General features: G+C 71.6%; 7 protein-coding genes. 1 reads left to right on the top strand and 6 read right to left on the bottom strand.

Translation table 11 applies throughout. The features are described from left to right. The first annotated feature begins 51 nt into the window (after positions 1–51). Positions 52–996, top strand: coding sequence for a tetratricopeptide repeat protein (locus IXW69_RS00175; protein WP_194784386.1), 945 nt, complete (start codon positions 52–54; stop codon positions 994–996). Positions 997–1,137: 141 nt separating this feature from the next. Here the strand turns inward: IXW69_RS00175 and IXW69_RS00170 are convergent, their stop codons facing one another. The 6 genes from IXW69_RS00170 to glgX all read right to left on the bottom strand — a co-directional run bounded on the left by IXW69_RS00170 (position 1,138) and on the right by glgX (position 15,586). Next, complete coding sequence (locus tag IXW69_RS00170) at positions 1,138–3,501, bottom strand: glycogen/starch/alpha-glucan phosphorylase (protein WP_194784385.1); 2,364 nt, start codon at positions 3,499–3,501, stop codon at positions 1,138–1,140. Between the two features lie 393 nt (positions 3,502–3,894). Further along, the gene (gene glgB / locus IXW69_RS00165) at positions 3,895–6,105 is read right to left on the bottom strand and encodes a 1,4-alpha-glucan branching protein GlgB (protein WP_194784573.1); all 2,211 of its coding nucleotides are present in this window, start codon (positions 6,103–6,105) and stop codon (positions 3,895–3,897) included. Positions 6,106–7,673: 1,568 nt separating this feature from the next. Continuing rightward, positions 7,674–9,569, bottom strand: a complete 1,896-nt coding sequence (treS, locus tag IXW69_RS00160) for a maltose alpha-D-glucosyltransferase (RefSeq protein ID WP_194784384.1) — start codon at positions 9,567–9,569, stop codon at positions 7,674–7,676. 137 nt (positions 9,570–9,706) lie between these two features. Beyond that, positions 9,707–11,794 carry an alpha-1,4-glucan--maltose-1-phosphate maltosyltransferase gene (locus tag IXW69_RS00155; protein WP_194784383.1) on the bottom strand — a complete coding sequence of 696 codons (2,088 nt, stop codon included), beginning with the start codon at positions 11,792–11,794 and terminating at the stop codon, positions 9,707–9,709. A 159-nt stretch (positions 11,795–11,953) separates the two neighbouring features. After that, positions 11,954–13,081, bottom strand: coding sequence for a tryptophan--tRNA ligase (gene trpS, locus IXW69_RS00150; protein ID WP_194784382.1), 1,128 nt, complete (start codon positions 13,079–13,081; stop codon positions 11,954–11,956). 96 nt (positions 13,082–13,177) lie between these two features. Continuing rightward, a complete protein-coding gene (gene glgX / locus IXW69_RS00145) occupies positions 13,178–15,586 on the bottom strand; it encodes a glycogen debranching protein GlgX (protein ID WP_194784381.1) in 2,409 nt (802 codons plus the stop codon). Positions 15,587–15,679: the final 93 nt, after the last annotated feature.

Below are 15,679 nucleotides of genomic sequence, written 5' to 3'. Positions count from 1 at the left end.
CCTCCGCCGCCCCGCACCGATCCATCGGGCACCGCCCGGAAAGGCCTCACCATGAGCATGTTCGGCGCCGTCGACCTGTCCACCCTCGTCCCGCGCGATGATGCGCAGGCGCCTGGCCGCGCCCCAGGAGCCCCCGGTACCCCCGCACCCGAGGGAGCCGCGGGCGAGGGCGTCCCGGCGCCGCTCGTCGTCGACGTCGACGCGTCAACCCTGCGCGACGTCGCCCAGGTCTCCACGCAGGTCCCCGTCGTCATCGTCCTGCACACGCCCCGTTCCCAGGTGAGCGAGGACCTCGCGACCCAGCTCGGGACCCTCGCCCGCGAGTACGCGGGCCGCTTCGAGCTCGGACGCGTCGACGTCGACGCCGCCCCGGAGGTCGCCCAGGCGCTCCAGGCCACCGCCGTCCCGACCGTCGTCGCCCTCCTCGCGGGGCAGCCCGTGCCGATGTTCCAGGGCGCCATCCCCGACGACCAGCTCCGCTCGCTCATCGACCAGCTGCTCGACGTCGCCGCGCAGAACGGTGTCAACGGACGGCTGGCCGTGACCGACGGCGAGGCGGCCGAGGAGCCCGCCGAGCCGGAGGAGACCGAGGTGGAGCGCGCGGCCCGTGAGGCGCTCGAGCGCGGCGACTACGCCGCCGCCGAGGAGGTCTACGACCACGCCATCGCCCAGAACCCGGCCGACGACGAGCTCCGGCTCGCGCGTGACCAGGTCCGGATGATGCGCCGGATGGACGGTCAGGACCCTGCCGCTCTCATCGCCGCCGCCGACGCCGACCCGGCCGACCTCGACAAGGCTCTCGCGGCGGCGGACGTCTCCCTCGCCCTCGGCGACCTCGACGCTGCCCTGGGACGCGCCCTCGAGGCCGTACGCACCCATCGTGACGAGGAGCGGGAGACGGCGCGAAAGCGGCTTCTCGAGCTCTTCGACGTCATCGGCTCCGGCGCCCCCGAGGTCGCCCGCGCCCGCCGCCAGCTCGCGAGCCTCCTGTTCTGAGCCTGGCGCTCTGACTGCGGTCTCGGGGCCGCTGCCCCGGCACACGACGGAGCCCCGTCATCCTCCTGCGAGGATGACGGGGCTCCGTCGTGATTCCGAGACCAACCCGACCGGTCGACCGACCGGGGGACGGAATGGTCGTCAGGCGACCGGCTCGGGCTGGAGGTTCCAGACCTCCGCGTAGTCGCTGATGGTGCGGTCGGAGGAGAAGCGGCCGGAGGCGGTGATGTTCGTCCAGGCCTTGCGCTGCCAAGCCTTCTGGTCGGCGTAGTCGGCGGCCATGCGGTCCTTCGTCTCGCGGTAGCTCGCGAAGTCGCCCAGGACGTAGTAGACGTCGGCGGGCTCGTAGGAGGGCTCGAGGAGGCTGCGGCGCAGGTCGGCGAACCAGCCGGAGCCGTTGTCGTCGAGCGTGCCGTCCGTGAAGGAGTCCAGGACGCGGCGCAGGCCGGGGACGGTCTCGTAGGCGGCCTTGGGGTCGTAGCTCTCGCGCAGGGCGGGGAGCTCGTCCTCGGTGGCGCCGAAGATGTAGGCGTTGTCGTCGCCGACGGCGTCGAGGATCTCGACGTTAGCGCCGTCGAGGGTGCCCAGGGTGAGGGCGCCGTTCATCATGAACTTCATGTTGGACGTGCCCGAGGCCTCCTTGCCGGCCATCGAGATCTGCTCGGAGACGTCGGCCGCCGGGATGATGTGCTCGGCGGGGGAGACGTTGTAGTTGTGGACGAAGACGACCTTGAGGGTCTTGGAGACCACCGGGTCGTTGTTGACGAGGTTCGCGATCTCGTTGATGAGCTTGATGACGGCCTTCGCGCGGACGTAGCCCGGGGCGGCCTTGGCGCCGAAGACGAAGACGCGGCTCGGGACCTCGAGGCTCGGGTCCTCCTTCATCCGGAAGTAGAGGTCCAGGATGTAGATCGCGTTGAGGAGCTGGCGCTTGTACTCGTGGAGGCGCTTGATCTGGACGTCGAAGATGGCGTCGGGGTCGATCTCGATGCCCTCGCGGTCCAGGACCCACGCGGCGAAGTCGACCTTGTTGGCGTGCTTGACCTCGGCGAGCCTGTCGAGGACGGCGTCATCGGCGGCGTCGGAGTACTTCTCGAGGAGGGCGAGGTCGCGGACCCACGCGTCGGAGCCCGTGACCTCGTCGAGGAGGGCGGACAGGCGCGGGTTGCACTGGCGCAGCCAGCGGCGCGGGGTCACGCCGTTGGTCTTGTTGTTGAAGCGCTCAGGCCAGATGGCGTACCAGTCCTTGAGCGTGTCGCGCTTGAGGATGTCGGTGTGGAGCGCGGCGACGCCGTTGATGGAGTAGGAGGCGTAGCAGGCGATCCAGGCCATGTGGACCTTGCCGTCGGAGATCGGGGCGATGTAGTCGATGGTGCCCTGCTCGACGCCGCGAGCGGCGAGGTCCTCGCGGAAGCGACGGTCGATCTCCCGGACGATCTCCATGATGCGCGGGAAGAGGCTCTCGAAGATGGAGATGTCCCAGGTCTCGAGGGCCTCGGCGAGCACCGTGTGGTTCGTGTAGGCGAAGGTGCGCGAGACGACCTTCCACGCGTCCTCCCAGCCGAGGCCGTGCTCGTCCATGAGGATGCGCATGAGCTCGGGGATGGCGAGGACCGGGTGGGTGTCGTTGAGCTGGATGGAGTTGAAGTCGTCGAAGGAGCGCAGGTCGCTGCCGTGCTCGGCGACGTAGTCGTCGACGATCTCCTGGAGGGAGGCGGAGCAGAAGAAGTACTGCTGGCGCACGCGCAGGACCTTGCCCTCGTACGTGGTGTCGTTGGGGTAGAGGACGCGGGAGATGTCTGCGGTGCGCTCGCGCTCGACGATGGCGTCGGTGAAGCGCTGGGAGTTGAAGGCGTCGTAGTCGAACTCCTCCATGCTCTCGGCCTTCCACAGGCGCAGCGTGTTGACGTTCTTCGTGCCGTAGCCGGTGATGGGCATGTCGTAGGGGACGGCGCGCACGGTGAGGTCGTTGTAGCGGACGATGCGCTGGGCCTCCTCGCGGCGGATGACGAAGGGGTAGCCCTCCTCCATCCAGGAGTCCGGGTGCTCGGTCTGGAAGCCGTCGTTGAAGAGCTGCTTGAACAGGCCGTAGCGGTAGAGGATGCCGTAGCCCTGGACCGGGAGGTCGAGGGTGGCGCAGGAGTCGAGGAAGCAGGCGGCGAGACGGCCGAGACCGCCGTTGCCGAGCGCGGCGTCGGGCTCCTGCTCGAGGACGTCGGAGAGGTTCTGGCCGAAGGCGCCCACGGCCTCCTCGGCCTCGTCGACCATGCCGAGGTTGGTGAGGTTGTTGAGGAGGGCGCGGCCCTCGAGGAACTCCGCGGAGAAGTAGTGCTCCCGGCGGCCGGCGCGGTACTTCTCGGTGGTGGCGTTCCAGTCGTCCGCGATGCGGTCGACGACGGCGGCGGACAGGCCCTGCCACACCTCCATCGGGGTGGAGACCTCGGCCGGGCGGCCGGAGACGGCGCGCACCTGGGAGGGGACCGTGGTGGCCAGCTTCTGCGTCATTGTTCTTCCCTTGTCATGGGCTCGGGGACTCGCTCTGCAAGTTGTTGCAGCAACGATCACAGCATACGACGCGGGGGGTGGACGCACTCAAGGCCGTCCGTCCCATCATCTCATCGCGCGTACGTCCTGAGCCTAGCGAAGGGTGCTGTGCAGGGGCTGAGCGCCGGCTGTCATCCGGGCCACGCATGACCCGCACACGAGCCGCACAGGAGACCGGCACGCGTGCGTCCGCGGCGGAGGCGGCGCCTCGCGCATGACGGAGCCTCGTCGCAGACGATGGGGCGGGCACCGCGTGGTCCGCGGTGCCCGCCCCGGGGCCGTGATCCCGTCGGTGCCGTCAGAGCCGGTCAGACCCGGCTCGTGGTGAGCGTCGCCGACGGCGTCCGCCGTGCCTCAGTCGCGGCTCGGCCGCAGGAAGACGGCGCCGAGCGGGGGAACCCGCAGGGAGACGGAGGCCGGACGACCGTTCCACGGGAGCTCCTCGGCCTCGACGTGCCCCTGGTTCGTCACGCCGGAGCCGCCGTACTCGGGGGCGTCGGTGTTGATGACCTCGTCCCAGCCGCCCGCGAAGGGCAGCCCGACGCGGTAGCCCTCGTGAGGGGCGCCTGCGAAGTTGACGATCGCGACGACGAGGTCGCCGTGCCCGTCCGGGCCCGTGCCCTTGCGCAGGTAGGACAGGACGTTGTGGTCGCCGTCGCCGGCCTCGATCCACTCGAAGCCGCGGTGCGAGAAGTCGTCCGCCCACAGCGCCGGGGAGTCCTTGTACAGGGCGTTGAGGTCCGTGACGAGCTTGAGCAGGCCCTGGTGGCCCGGGTCGTCCAGGATCCACCAGTCCAGCGAGTTGTCCGCGTTCCACTCGGCGCCCTGGCCGAACTCCTGGCCCATGAAGAGCAGCTGCTTGCCCGGGTGCGACCACTGGTAGGCGTACAGGGCACGCAGGTTCGCCAGCTCCTGCCAGGCGTCGCCCGGCATCTTGGAGAGCAGGGAGCCCTTGCCGTGGACGACCTCGTCGTGGCTGAGGGGCAGGACGAACTGCTCGGAGAAGGCGTACACGAGGGAGAAGGTCAGCTCGCCGTGGTGGTAGCGGCGGTTGATGGGCTCCTCGGCCATGTAGCGCAGGGTGTCGTTCATCCAGCCCATGTTCCACTTGAGGCCGAAGCCCAAACCGCCGTACTCGGTGGGGGCGGTGACGCCCGGCCAGGCGGTGGACTCCTCGGCGATCATCATGGTGCCGGGGTTCCTCCGGTACGCGGTGGCCGTGGCCTCCTGGAGGAAGCTGATGGCCTCGAGGTTCTCGCGGCCTCCGAACTGGTTCGGGTGCCACTGCCCCTCGTCGCGCGAGTAGTCGAGGTAGAGCATGGAGGCGACGGCGTCGACGCGCAGACCGTCGGCGTGGAACTCGCCGAGCCAGTACAGCGCGTTGGCGACGAGGAAGTTGCGGACCTCGTTGCGCCCGAAGTTGAAGATGTAGGTGCCCCAGTCCGGGTGCTCGCCGCGCTGCGGGTCCGGGTCCTCGTACAGGGGGGTGCCGTCAAAGCGGCCCAGCGCCCAGTCGTCCTTGGGGAAGTGGGCCGGGACCCAGTCCAGGATGACGCCGATGCCGGCCTGGTGGAGGCGGTCGACGAGGTACCGGAAGTCGTCCGGGGTCCCGAAGCGCGAGGTCGGGGCGTAGTAGCCGGAGACCTGGTAGCCCCAGGAGCCGCCGAAGGGGTGCTCCGCCACCGGGAGGAACTCGACGTGCGTGAAGCCGGTCTCCTGGACGTAGGGGACGAGCTCCTCGGCCAGGCCGCGATAGCCCAGTCCCTGGCGCCACGAGCCCAGGTGGACCTCGTAGACCGAGACCGGACCGTTGTGGGGGTCGCGCTCGGTGCGGGCGCGCATCCACTCGTCGTCGCCCCAGGCGTACTCGGAGTCCGTGACGACGCTCGCCGTGGCCGGGGGGACCTCGGTGGCGCGGGCGAGCGGGTCGGCCTTCTGGTGCCACGAGCCGTCGTTGTAGCAGATCTCGTACTTGTAGCGGGCTCCGGCGCCGACGCCCGGGATGAACAGCTCCCAGACGCCGGAGGAGCCGAGCGAGCGCATCGGGGTGGCGGTGCCGTCCCAGTAGTTGAAGTCACCGACGACGCGCACGGCGCGCGCGTTCGGGGCCCACACGGCGAAGGCGGTTCCCTCGACCTCGCCCATGTCGCCCGAGTAGTGCTTGACGTGCGAGCCGAGCACCTCCCACAGCTCCTCGTGGCGGCCCTCGGAGATGAGGTACGTGTCCATCTCGCCGAGCGTCGGCAGGAAGCGGTACGGGTCGTCGACGGTGGTCGTCTCCTCGCCGTAGGTGACCTGGACGCGGTAGTCGGGGACGGTCTCGCCGGGCAGGACGGCGACCCAGACGCCGTCCTGCTCGTGCTCGGCGGGGAAGGTCCCGTCCGGGGTCACGACGGCGACGGCGTCGGCGAGGTGCCGGACGGTGCGGACGGTGACGCCGCCCTCGCCCACGTGGGCGCCGAGGACCTCGTGGGGGTTGTAGTAGCGCCCGTAGGCGACGTCCGCGAGGACCCAGGGGTCGACGTGGACAGCGGAGGGGGTCGGGGAGGGGGTGACGTCGGTCATGCTGGCAACTCTCCCATGCGCGGGGTCGGACTGGCGGGCGTTTGCTGACGGGGCCTGCCCGGGCGCGTCGTCGGTGGCGCTGCGCGGTGCGCTCGTGGGCTCGGCGGTACCCCCGCCGGACGCGGTGGACGCGAGGATCGCGGTCAGGCCGCCCACCGGGATGCCGATCCAGTCGGGGCGGTTGCGAGCCTCGTAGACGGCCTCGTAGAGGGCCTTGTCGAGCTCCAGCGCGGCGAGCTCGACCCGGGCGGTCCCGTCCTCGTCACCGGGGACGGCCGAGCGGTAGCCGCGCATGAAGGCGTCGCGGACCTCCTGGAGCCACGACGGGTCCTGGGCGCCCCCGACGGCGGCCGCGTAGTCGAAGGAGCGCAGCATGCCGGCGACGTCGCGCAGCGGCTGGTCCGGCTCGGAGCGCTCGGCGAGCGGGCGCAGGGGCTCGCCCTCGAAGTCGAGGACGTACCAGCGGCCCTCGCCGCCGACCTCGTGGAGCGTCTGCCCCAGGTGGTAGTCGCCGTGGACGCGGGTCGCCGGGTCCAGGCGCGGCAGGGCGGCGAGCTCGGCCAGGATGCCGCGGACGCCGTCGGCGAGGCCGGGGACGCGCACGCCCAGGTCCGGGACCTCGGCGAGCGCCCAGTCCGCGCGGCCGCGCAGGGCGGCGGCCAGCTCGGCGGGAGTGGCGGGCTCGCTCGTCCCGAGCGCGGCGGCGAGGTGCTCGTGCATCTGGCCGGTGGTGATGCCGAGGTCGGCGGCGAGCCCGCGGGCCTGGCTGCGCCGGGGCCCGTCCGCGCCGTCGTCCGAGCGGGCGAGCTCGCAGAAGAGCTCGAAGCCGTCGTCGGCGCGCGGCACGAAGGTGGTGGCGACGGCGGAGTCCGCCTCGACCTCGGCGCCGGTCGGGTTGATCCAGGTGAGGGTCGACCAGGCGACGGGCGTGCGGACGCGGTCCCAGCCGTCCTTCGCGAGCGCGACGGAGACCTCGACGTCGGGGTTGCGGCCTGCGGCGAGCACGCGGAAGACCTTGACGATGAGGTCGGTCGTGCCCTCGTCCTCGGCTCCGCCGGTCGGGGCGTCCTCGAGGGGCGCGGGCAGGATGACGCTCGTGTTGGACTGCTCGCCGGTGGTGACCTTGAGGCGGTGTGCGCGCTGGGCGATGGCGCGGGCGTGCTCCGGGCGCATGACGGTGCCGGCGGCCTCGGCCGCGGCGGCCCACGCCTGCCAGAAGCCCGGGTGGTGCGGGCCGTCGACGAGCTCGGCGCTCGCGTCATCGAGGACGAGTCCGGCGTTCTCGGGCGCCTCTCCGTCGACCCGGTACCCGGCGAGCGAGCCGATGGGCACGGCGACGAGCGGGGCGTGGACGAGCACCGAGGTACCGGCGGCGTCGCCGCGGGGCGCCTCGATGAGGAGGTCGTGGACGCCGTCGCCGAGGTCCCGGTCGGCGATGAGGTTGAGCGTGCCGGGGGTGGGGGCGGCGTCGCCCTTGAGCGGGAACCAGCGGCGCTCGAGCAGCCACGGGTGGAGGTTGCGCAGGAGCGTCTCGGTGGAGGGCCAGGGGACGGGGTTGGTCGAGGTCATCAGGCCTCCTCTCCGGCCGCGGCGGCGGCCTCGTGCTCGCCCGGGGCGGTCCCGGGCTGGTTGGTGCTCGCGGGGCTCACGGAGAGCCAGTAGTAGCCGCGGGCACCCAGGGTCAGGGTGATCCGGCCGTCGTCGCCGACGGCGGGGAAGGCGGCGCCGCCGATGACGTCGCGCGTGCCCCGGCCGGCCAGGTCCGGGACGTCGATCGTCACGGAGCGGGGCGCGTTCGCCAGGTTGGCGACGCAGAGCATGGTCTCGGGCTCCTGCCCGGCCGGGACCGGGAGGACGTCGCTGCGGGTGTGGGCCAGGACGGCGTCGTCCGAGACGTCGCGGGCGAGGAAGGCCCCCCGTCCGAGGACCGGGTGCCGGCGGCGCACGTGGAGGATCCGCTGGGTCCAGTGCAGGAGGGAGTCGGGACGACTCAGCTGGGTCTGGACGCTCTGGTGCGCGTAACCGGGGCGCTGGACGAGCGGGAGGGTGAGCGCGCCCGGGTCGACGGCCGTGGAGAAGCCCATGTTCGGCGAGTCGTCCCACTGCATGGGGGTGCGCACGGAGTCGCGGTCCTCGAGCCAGATGTTGTCGCCCATGCCGATCTCGTCGCCGTAGTAGAGGCAGGGCGAGCCCGGCAGGGAGAGCAGGAGCGCGTTGATGAGCTCGGTCTCGGCGCGGGAGGCGTCGATGAGGGGCGCGAGGCGCCGGCGGATGCCGATGTTGGCGCGCATGCGGTCCTCCTCGGCGTACCAGCCGTACATGAGGTCGCGCTCCTCGTCGGTCACCATCTCGAGGGTGAGCTCGTCGTGGTTGCGCAGGAAGGTGCCCCACTGGCCGTGGGCCGGGATGTCCGGGGTCTCGGCCAGGATGTCCCGGATCGCGACGCCGGACTCCTCGCGCAGCGCCCGGAAGATGCGGGGCATGACGGGGAAGTGGAAGCACATCGTGCACTCCGGGCGGTCCTCGGTCCCGAAGTACTCCACGACGTCGTCGGGCATCTGGTTCGCCTCGGCGAGCGTGATCGTGCCGGGGAACTCGCGGTGGAGCATCTCGGTGATCGTCGCGATGACGTCGTGGGTGTCCGGCAGGTTCTCGCAGTTCGTCCCCTCGCGCTCGACGAGGTAGGGGATCGCGTCGAGGCGGAAGCCGTCCACGCCCGTGCGCGCCCAGAAGCGGACGACGTCGAGCACGGCGTCGACGACGGCGGGGTTGTCGAAGTTGAGGTCGGGCTGGTGGGAGAAGAAGCGGTGCCAGTAGAACTGGCGGCGCTCGGTGTCCCACGCCCAGTTCGACTCCTCGGTGTCCACGAAGATGACGCGGGTGCCGTCGTAGCGGGTGTCGTTGTCGGACCACACGTAGAAGTCCCCGTACGGGCCCTCGGGGTCGGAGCGGGAGGCCTGGAACCAGGGGTGCTGGTCGCTCGTGTGGTTGAGGACCATGTCGATGACGATGCGGATGCCGCGCTGGTGGGCCTGGTGGACGAGCTCGCGGAAGTCCTCCATGGACCCGTACTTGGGGTCGATGCCGGTGTAGTCCGAGATGTCGTAGCCGCCGTCGCGCATGGGCGAGGGGTAGAAGGGCGGGATCCAGATGGCGTCGACGCCGAGCCAGGCGAGGTAGTCGAGGCGGGTCGTGAGGCCGACGAAGTCGCCGGTGCCGTCGCCGGTGGAGTCGGCGTAGGAGCGCAGGAGCGCCTCGTAGAAGACGGCGGTGCGGTACCAGTCGCGGTCCGCGGACAGGCCCGGGTGCGGCTGAGGAGGCACGGCCGGGATGCCGGGGATGACGCGCGGCAGGGCGGCCGGGGCGGCCCCGTAGGCCTCGCCCTCGTGAACCGCGGGTGCGGGGACGAAGGCGGTCGGCAGGGGCTCGGGGGTGCTGGTGGGGGTGCTGTCAGGTGCGGTCACGTGGAGGTGCCTCTCGTGGGTGGCGTGCGGTCGGTGAGGAGTGCGGTGACCCGACCCGAGAGCGCCTCTCGGTGCGCGAGGCCCTCGGGAGGGGAAACCGCTGTCGGACCGGAGCGGGGTACCCGGTCTGGGCGGCCTCAGAGCCGCTGGACGTGGAAGACGTGGGCGACCCGGCCCTCAGAGGGGTCGAGACGGACGTAGTTGCTGCCCGACCAGTCGAAGACCCAGCCCGTCAGCTCGTCCGTCACTCGGATGACCGGCTGCGAGCCGTCCGTGCCGGCAGGAAGGCCGAGCTGCTCCAGGTTGAGGTAGACGCCGCCCTCGTGGGCGCTGTGCGGGTCCAGGTTGACGACCGTGAGGACCACGTCCTCCTCACCCGTGGGGGAGTGCTCGGCGTCGACGCGCTTGGAGTACGCGATGAGGGAGTCGTCGCTCGTGCCGTGGAACCAGATGTCGCGCAGCTGCTGGAGGGCCGGGTGCGCCGCACGCGAGGCGTTAAGACGCGTGAGGAGCTCCTCGATGCCGTTGGCGCGGGCGGCGCCGAAGTCGCGGCGCTTGATCTCGTACTTCTCGTTGTTGATCTGCTCCTCGTAGCCCGGGCGCGGGGTGGACTCCGCGAGCTCGTAGCCCGAGTAGATGCCCCAGGTGGGCGACAGCGTCGCAGCGAGGACGGCACGCAGCTTGAAGGCCGGCACCTTCCCGTTCGTCATGAACGGGGTGAGGATGTCGTGCGTCGTCGGCCAGAAGGCGGGGCGCAGGACGGGGGCGGTGTCCTGGGAGAGCTCGACGAGGTAGTCGGTGAGCTCCTCCTTCGTGTTGCGCCAGGCGAAGTACGTGTAGCTCTGGTGGAAGCCGATCTTGCCCAGGGTCCGCATCATGGCCGGGCGCGTGAAGGCCTCGGCGAGGAACAGGACCTCGGGGTTGGTGCGGCGGATCTCGCGCAGGAGCCGCTGCCAGAACACGAGGGGCTTCGTGTGGGGGTTGTCGACGCGGAAGATCGTCACGCCGTGGCTGATCCAGGTGCGCACGACCTCGAGGATCGCCTCGTAGATGCCCTCGGGGTCGTTGTCGAAGTTGAGCGGGTAGATGTCCTGGTACTTCTTCGGCGGGTTCTCCGCGTAGGCGATGGAACCGTCGGCCAGGACCGTGAACCACTCGGGGTGCTCGGCGACCCACGGGTGGTCCGGGGAGCACTGGAGGGCGAGGTCGAGGGCGACCTCCATGCCGAGGCCGCGCGAGCGCTCGACGAAGGCGTCGAAGTCGTCGAAGGTGCCCAGGTCGGGGTGGATGACGTCGTGACCGCCGTCGGGCGAGCCGATCCCGTAGGGCGAGCCCGGGTCGCCCGGCTCGGCGTTGAGGGTGTTGTTGCGGCCCTTGCGGTTGGTGACGCCGATCGGGGAGACCGGGGTGAGGTAGAGGACGTTGAAGCCCATGGCGGCGATGCGGTCGAGCCGCTCGGCGGCGGTGCGCAGGGTGCCGGGCACCATCGTGCCGTCCTCGGCGCGGGTGGCGCCGAGCGAACGGGGGAAGACCTCGTACCAGGAGCCGTAGAGGGCTCGCTCACGGTCCACCTGGAGCGGGTAGGTCGCCGACGGCGAGACGTGGTCGCGCAGCGGGAGGCGGTCGAGGACCTCGGCGACCTCGGCGGAGCGGCCGGCGGCGAGGCGCTCGCCGGCGCTGAGGCGGCCGTCGCGCAGCGTGTAGGCGGCGCGGTTGAGGAGCGAGGCGTCCTGCTCCCCGCGGCCGGGGACGGCGGCGGCGCGCTCGAGGACACGGGCGCCCTCCTCGAGCATGAGCTCGACGTCGACGCCGGCGGGGACCTTGATGCCGGCGTCGTGCTCCCACGTGGCGTAGGGGTCCGACCAGCCCTCGACACGGATCCCCCAGTCGCCGGGCTCGTCCGCGGCGAGGCGGGCCTCGTAGCGGTCCAGGCCGACGGCGTACTCGTGCATGCGCGCGGTGGGGCCGTCGGTGCCGTCGGGGCGGACGAGGACGGCGGTGGCGCCGAAGCGGTCGTGGCCCTCGCGGAAGACGGTGGCGCGCACGGGGAAGACCTCGCCGGGGACGGCCTTGGCGGCCCAGCGTCCGTCCTCGACGACGGGCGACACCTCGGTCACGGGGATGCGGCCGATGAGGGAGAAGGGGGCGGGCGCGGGCGCCTGCGCGAGGCTCTCCTGGGTGGCTCGGGTAGTCTCGGACTGGGGGTCTGTCGTGTTCGGGGTCACAGGCCCAGGGTACGGGGCCGGGCACTGGGAGTCACACCGAGGCGGCGCAGGATCCCGTTCCGCGGCCGCATATCGCCCGTGGCGCAACACGAGGTCGACCCTCGGCGCCGCCCGGTGGCGGTGAGGAGGGCCGACCTCGTCGAGCCGGAGGGAGTCGGCTCAGTAGCTCATGTGCATGGCGGTGCGCACGGCATCGAGGGTCTCGTTCGCGACCGCGTTGGCCCGGGCGTTGCCCTCGTGGAGCACGGAGAGGAGGTAGTCCTCGTTCGCGACGAGCTCGGTGCGCCTGGCTCGGATCGGCGCGAAGAATTCATTGACGGCCTCGGTCGTCACCTTCTTGAGGCTGCCCGCGCCGCCGTCGCCGATGCGCTCGGCGATCTCCTCCGGGGTGCCCGCCCCGCACAGGGAGGCGAGCATGAGGAGGTTGGAGACCTCCGGGCGGTTCTCCGGGTCGTAGGTGATGACGCGGTCGGAGTCCGTCTTCGCCTTCTTGAGGGCCTTGGCGGTCTCGTCGGCGCTCATGCGCAGCTCGATGGTGTTGCCGCGGGACTTGCTCATCTTCTCCCCGTCGAGGCCCAGGAGCAGCGGGGCCTCGCCCAGGAGCGCCTCGGGGCGGCGGAACACGGGGTGCTTCTTGTCGGCGCGGCCGTAGCGCTTGTCGAAGCGCTGGGCGATGAGCCGGGCCTGCTCGAGGTGGGGGAGCTGGTCCTTGCCGACGGGCACGAGGTTCGCCTGGCAGAAGAGGATGTCCGCGGCCTGGTGGACGGGATAGGTGAGCATGAGGCCGCTCATGGCGCGGCCGTCGGTGGCCTCGAGCTCGGCCTTGACGGTCGGGTTGCGGTGCAGCTCGGACTCGGTGACGAGTGAGAGGAAGGGCAGCATGAGCTGGTTCTCGGCGGGCACCGCGGAGTGGGCGAAGATCGTCGAGCGGGACGGGTCCACGCCCACGGAGAGGGTGTCCGCCACGAGGGAGAGGACGCGCTCGCGGATCGGCCCGACGCCGTCGCGGTCCGTGATGACCTGGTAGTCCGCCACGAGGATCCAGGTGTCGACGCCGCGGTCCTGGATCAGCTGCCACGAGCGCATCGTCCCGAAGTAGTGGCCCAGGTGCATGTTGCCCGTGGGACGCACGCCCGTGAGCATGCGGTAGCGACCGGGGTTGACGTCGAGGTCGGCCTCGATCTCGGCGGAGCGGGCGATGGAGCGGGCGAGGGAGGCGTCGTTCGTCGCGTTGGCGAGCGTCTCCTCGGCCTGGGAGGAGGTGGGGGTCTCGGGGGACTGCGTCATGGCGCCCATCCTAGGGGAGGGCGCCGAGGGGCCCGACGGCCCGGCGCCCGGCCCGCCCGGGCGTGCGGACCCGGCCCGCAGCCCGCGGCGGCGCGCTCAGCGTGCGGTCGTCCTCCTCGCGGCGTCTGAGGCAGGAGCCGTCGTCGTCGCCGTCGCGGCGGCCGGTGGCTCGGGCGCGCGCAGCTCCTCACCGGAGAGGTAGATCCGCATCGACAGCGGGTCCATCGTCGTCGTGTCGCCGGGCCGGTCCTGGCGGCAGTCCGTGGCGCCGGACCGGGCCGCCCGGGCGCGCTCGGGATTGACCGGGACGTCGGCCGCCCGGTGCCCGCGGCGGACGCGACGGGCCAGCGCGAAGGCCGAGGTGTGCGGGCGCGGGACCGCCCAGGTCGAGTCCCAGGCCAGGTGCCAGTCCGTGCCCCGTCCCTCGGGGAGGATCACGTCGCACTGGTCGAGGGAGCCGTTGATGATGACGAGGAGGTCGTCGTCGGCGCCCTTGCCCGAGCGGAGCATCTGCACGACGCGGGTGTACGGGTCGTGCCAGCCCTCGGCGTCCATCTCCTGGGCCGTCGCGCGGTACCAGGCGAGGTCCCTGATGGCGTCGCCCTCGGCGACGCGGCCCGTGGCGAACTCGGTGGGGCGCATGACGGGGTGCTTCGAGCGCAGCCGGTTGAGGTAGCGGGTCGTCGCGATGAGGTCGCGCTGCCAGGTGGCGAGGTTCCAGTCGTACCAGGAGATCGGGGAGTCCTGGCAGTACGAGTTGTTGTTCCCCTCCTGGGAGCGGCCCAGCTCGTCGCCGCCGAGGATCATCGGGGTACCTGCGGAGACGAGGAGCGTGCCCAGCACGTTGCGGGACGAGCGGCGGCGCAGCACCTCGATGGGGCCGAGGTCCATGCCGAGCTCGAGGGCGGCGTCGGTGACCGGGCCCTCGAAGCCGTGGTTCCAGGAGCGGTTGTCGTCCGTGCCGTCCCGGTTGTCCTCGCCGTTGGCGAGGTTGTGCTTGTAGTCGTAGGAGACGAGGTCCCGCAGCGTGAAGCCGTCGTGCGCGGTCACGAAGTTGACGCTGGCGAGCGGGCCACGTCCGCCGGGGTACTCGCCGTGCCCGAAGAGGTCGACGCTGCCGGCCAGCCGGGTCGCGAGGTCGCGCAGGTCCGTCCCAGGGCGGCCCTTGGACAGCTTGGAGGCGTCGTGGAGCCAGAAGTCGCGGACGGTGCCGCGGTAGCGGTCGTTCCAGTCGTGGAAGGGGTCGGGGAACTCTCCCGTGCGCCAGCCGCCCGGGCCGAGGTCCCACGGCTCCGCGATGAGCCGGGCGCCCTGGAGGACCGGGTCGGTCGCCATCCCGATGAGGAGGGGGTGTCGGGCCTGGAACTCGGCGGCGTTGCGGCCCAGGGTCACCGCGAGGTCGAAGCGGAAGCCGTCGACGCCGACGTGCTCGTGCCAGTACCGGAGCGAGTCGAGGCACAGCTGGACGGCGCGCGTGGAGCGGAAGTCGACCGTGTTGCCGGTGCCGGTCGTGTCGACGTACTGGGCGGGGCGCTGCGGGGCGTGAAGGTAGTACTCGAGGTTGTCCAGGCCTCGCAGGGAGAGGGTCGGTCCCGTGACGCCGGACTCGCAGGTGTGGTTGTAGACGACGTCCATGACGACCTCGAGGCCGGCCTCGTGCAGGATCGAGACCATGCCGCGGACCTCGTCGAGGACGGCCTGCGGGCCGGCCGCGCGCGCGGCCGCCGTCGCGTAGGACGGCTCCGGGGCGAAGTAGGACAGGGTCGAGTAGCCCCAGTAGTTGCGGCGCCCGTTCTGGAGGAGGAAGGCCTCGGAGAAGGCGGCGTGGATCGGGAGGAGCTCGATGGTCGTCACGCCGAGGGATCGCAGGTACTCGACGGTCGAGGGGTGGGCGAGGCCCGCGTAGGTGCCCCGCAGCTCGGGAGGGACGTCGGGCATGTTGAGGGTGAGGCCCTTGACGTGAGTCTCGTAGACGACGACGCGCTCTGGCGGGACGCGTGGCCCTGGAACGACGGGGAAGGGCTCGTCGGTGACGACGCCGAGCGCGACGCGCCCGAGGGAGTCGAGCGCGGAGGGCTCGAGCGGCTCCGTGGTGGGGGCGAGGGAGTCGTCGACGGCGTGGGCATAGAGCTCCGGGCCGAGCTCCGGAGCGCCGTCGATCGCCCGGGCGTAGGGGTCGAGGAGGAGCTTGCGCGGGTTGAACAGGAGTCCCTCGGCGGGGTCCCAGCGCCCGTGAACGCGATAGCCGTAGCGCTGGCCGGGCCCGACGCCGGAGGCGTGGACGCTCCAGCTGCCCCGCCCGTGACGGTGCATCCCCGTGCGGCGCTCACGCACGACCTCGCCCTCGGCGTCGACGTCGAGGAGGCAGAGGTCGACGGCGTCGGCGTGGGGGGAGACGACGACGAAGTCGGTCCCGCCGTCGACAGGGGTGGCGCCGAGGCGCGTGAGGTCTCGAGCGTCCTCGGGTCCGGTCACGGCGGGCTCGACGGCTGTCTGGGCGGGCATGGGGGCATTCTCACGAGCGATCGCGCGTCGGGCAACGCGAGAGACGCACGTGCGTCACAGGGAGGCCTCAGCCCTGCCCTCCCGCCGCGCACG

The sequence above is a fragment of the Actinomyces haliotis genome, assembly GCF_015355765.1.
Classification (GTDB): domain Bacteria; phylum Actinomycetota; class Actinomycetes; order Actinomycetales; family Actinomycetaceae; genus Actinomyces; species Actinomyces haliotis.
This window is presented reverse-complemented; position numbering and strand designations above follow the sequence as displayed.

Bases quoted from the DNA above. Each gene is read 5' to 3' on its own strand.
- IXW69_RS00170 (WP_194784385.1), bottom strand. From the start codon at position 3,501: ATGACGCAGAAGCTGGCCACCACGGTCCCCTCCCAGGTGCGCGCCGTC.
- trpS (WP_194784382.1), bottom strand. From the start codon at position 13,081: ATGACGCAGTCCCCCGAGACCCCCACCTCCTCCCAGGCCGAGGAGACG.
- glgB (WP_194784573.1), bottom strand. From the start codon at position 6,105: ATGACCGACGTCACCCCCTCCCCGACCCCCTCCGCTGTCCACGTCGAC.
- glgX (WP_194784381.1), bottom strand. From the start codon at position 15,586: ATGCCCGCCCAGACAGCCGTCGAGCCCGCCGTGACCGGACCCGAGGAC.
- IXW69_RS00175 (WP_194784386.1), top strand. From the start codon at position 52: ATGAGCATGTTCGGCGCCGTCGACCTGTCCACCCTCGTCCCGCGCGAT.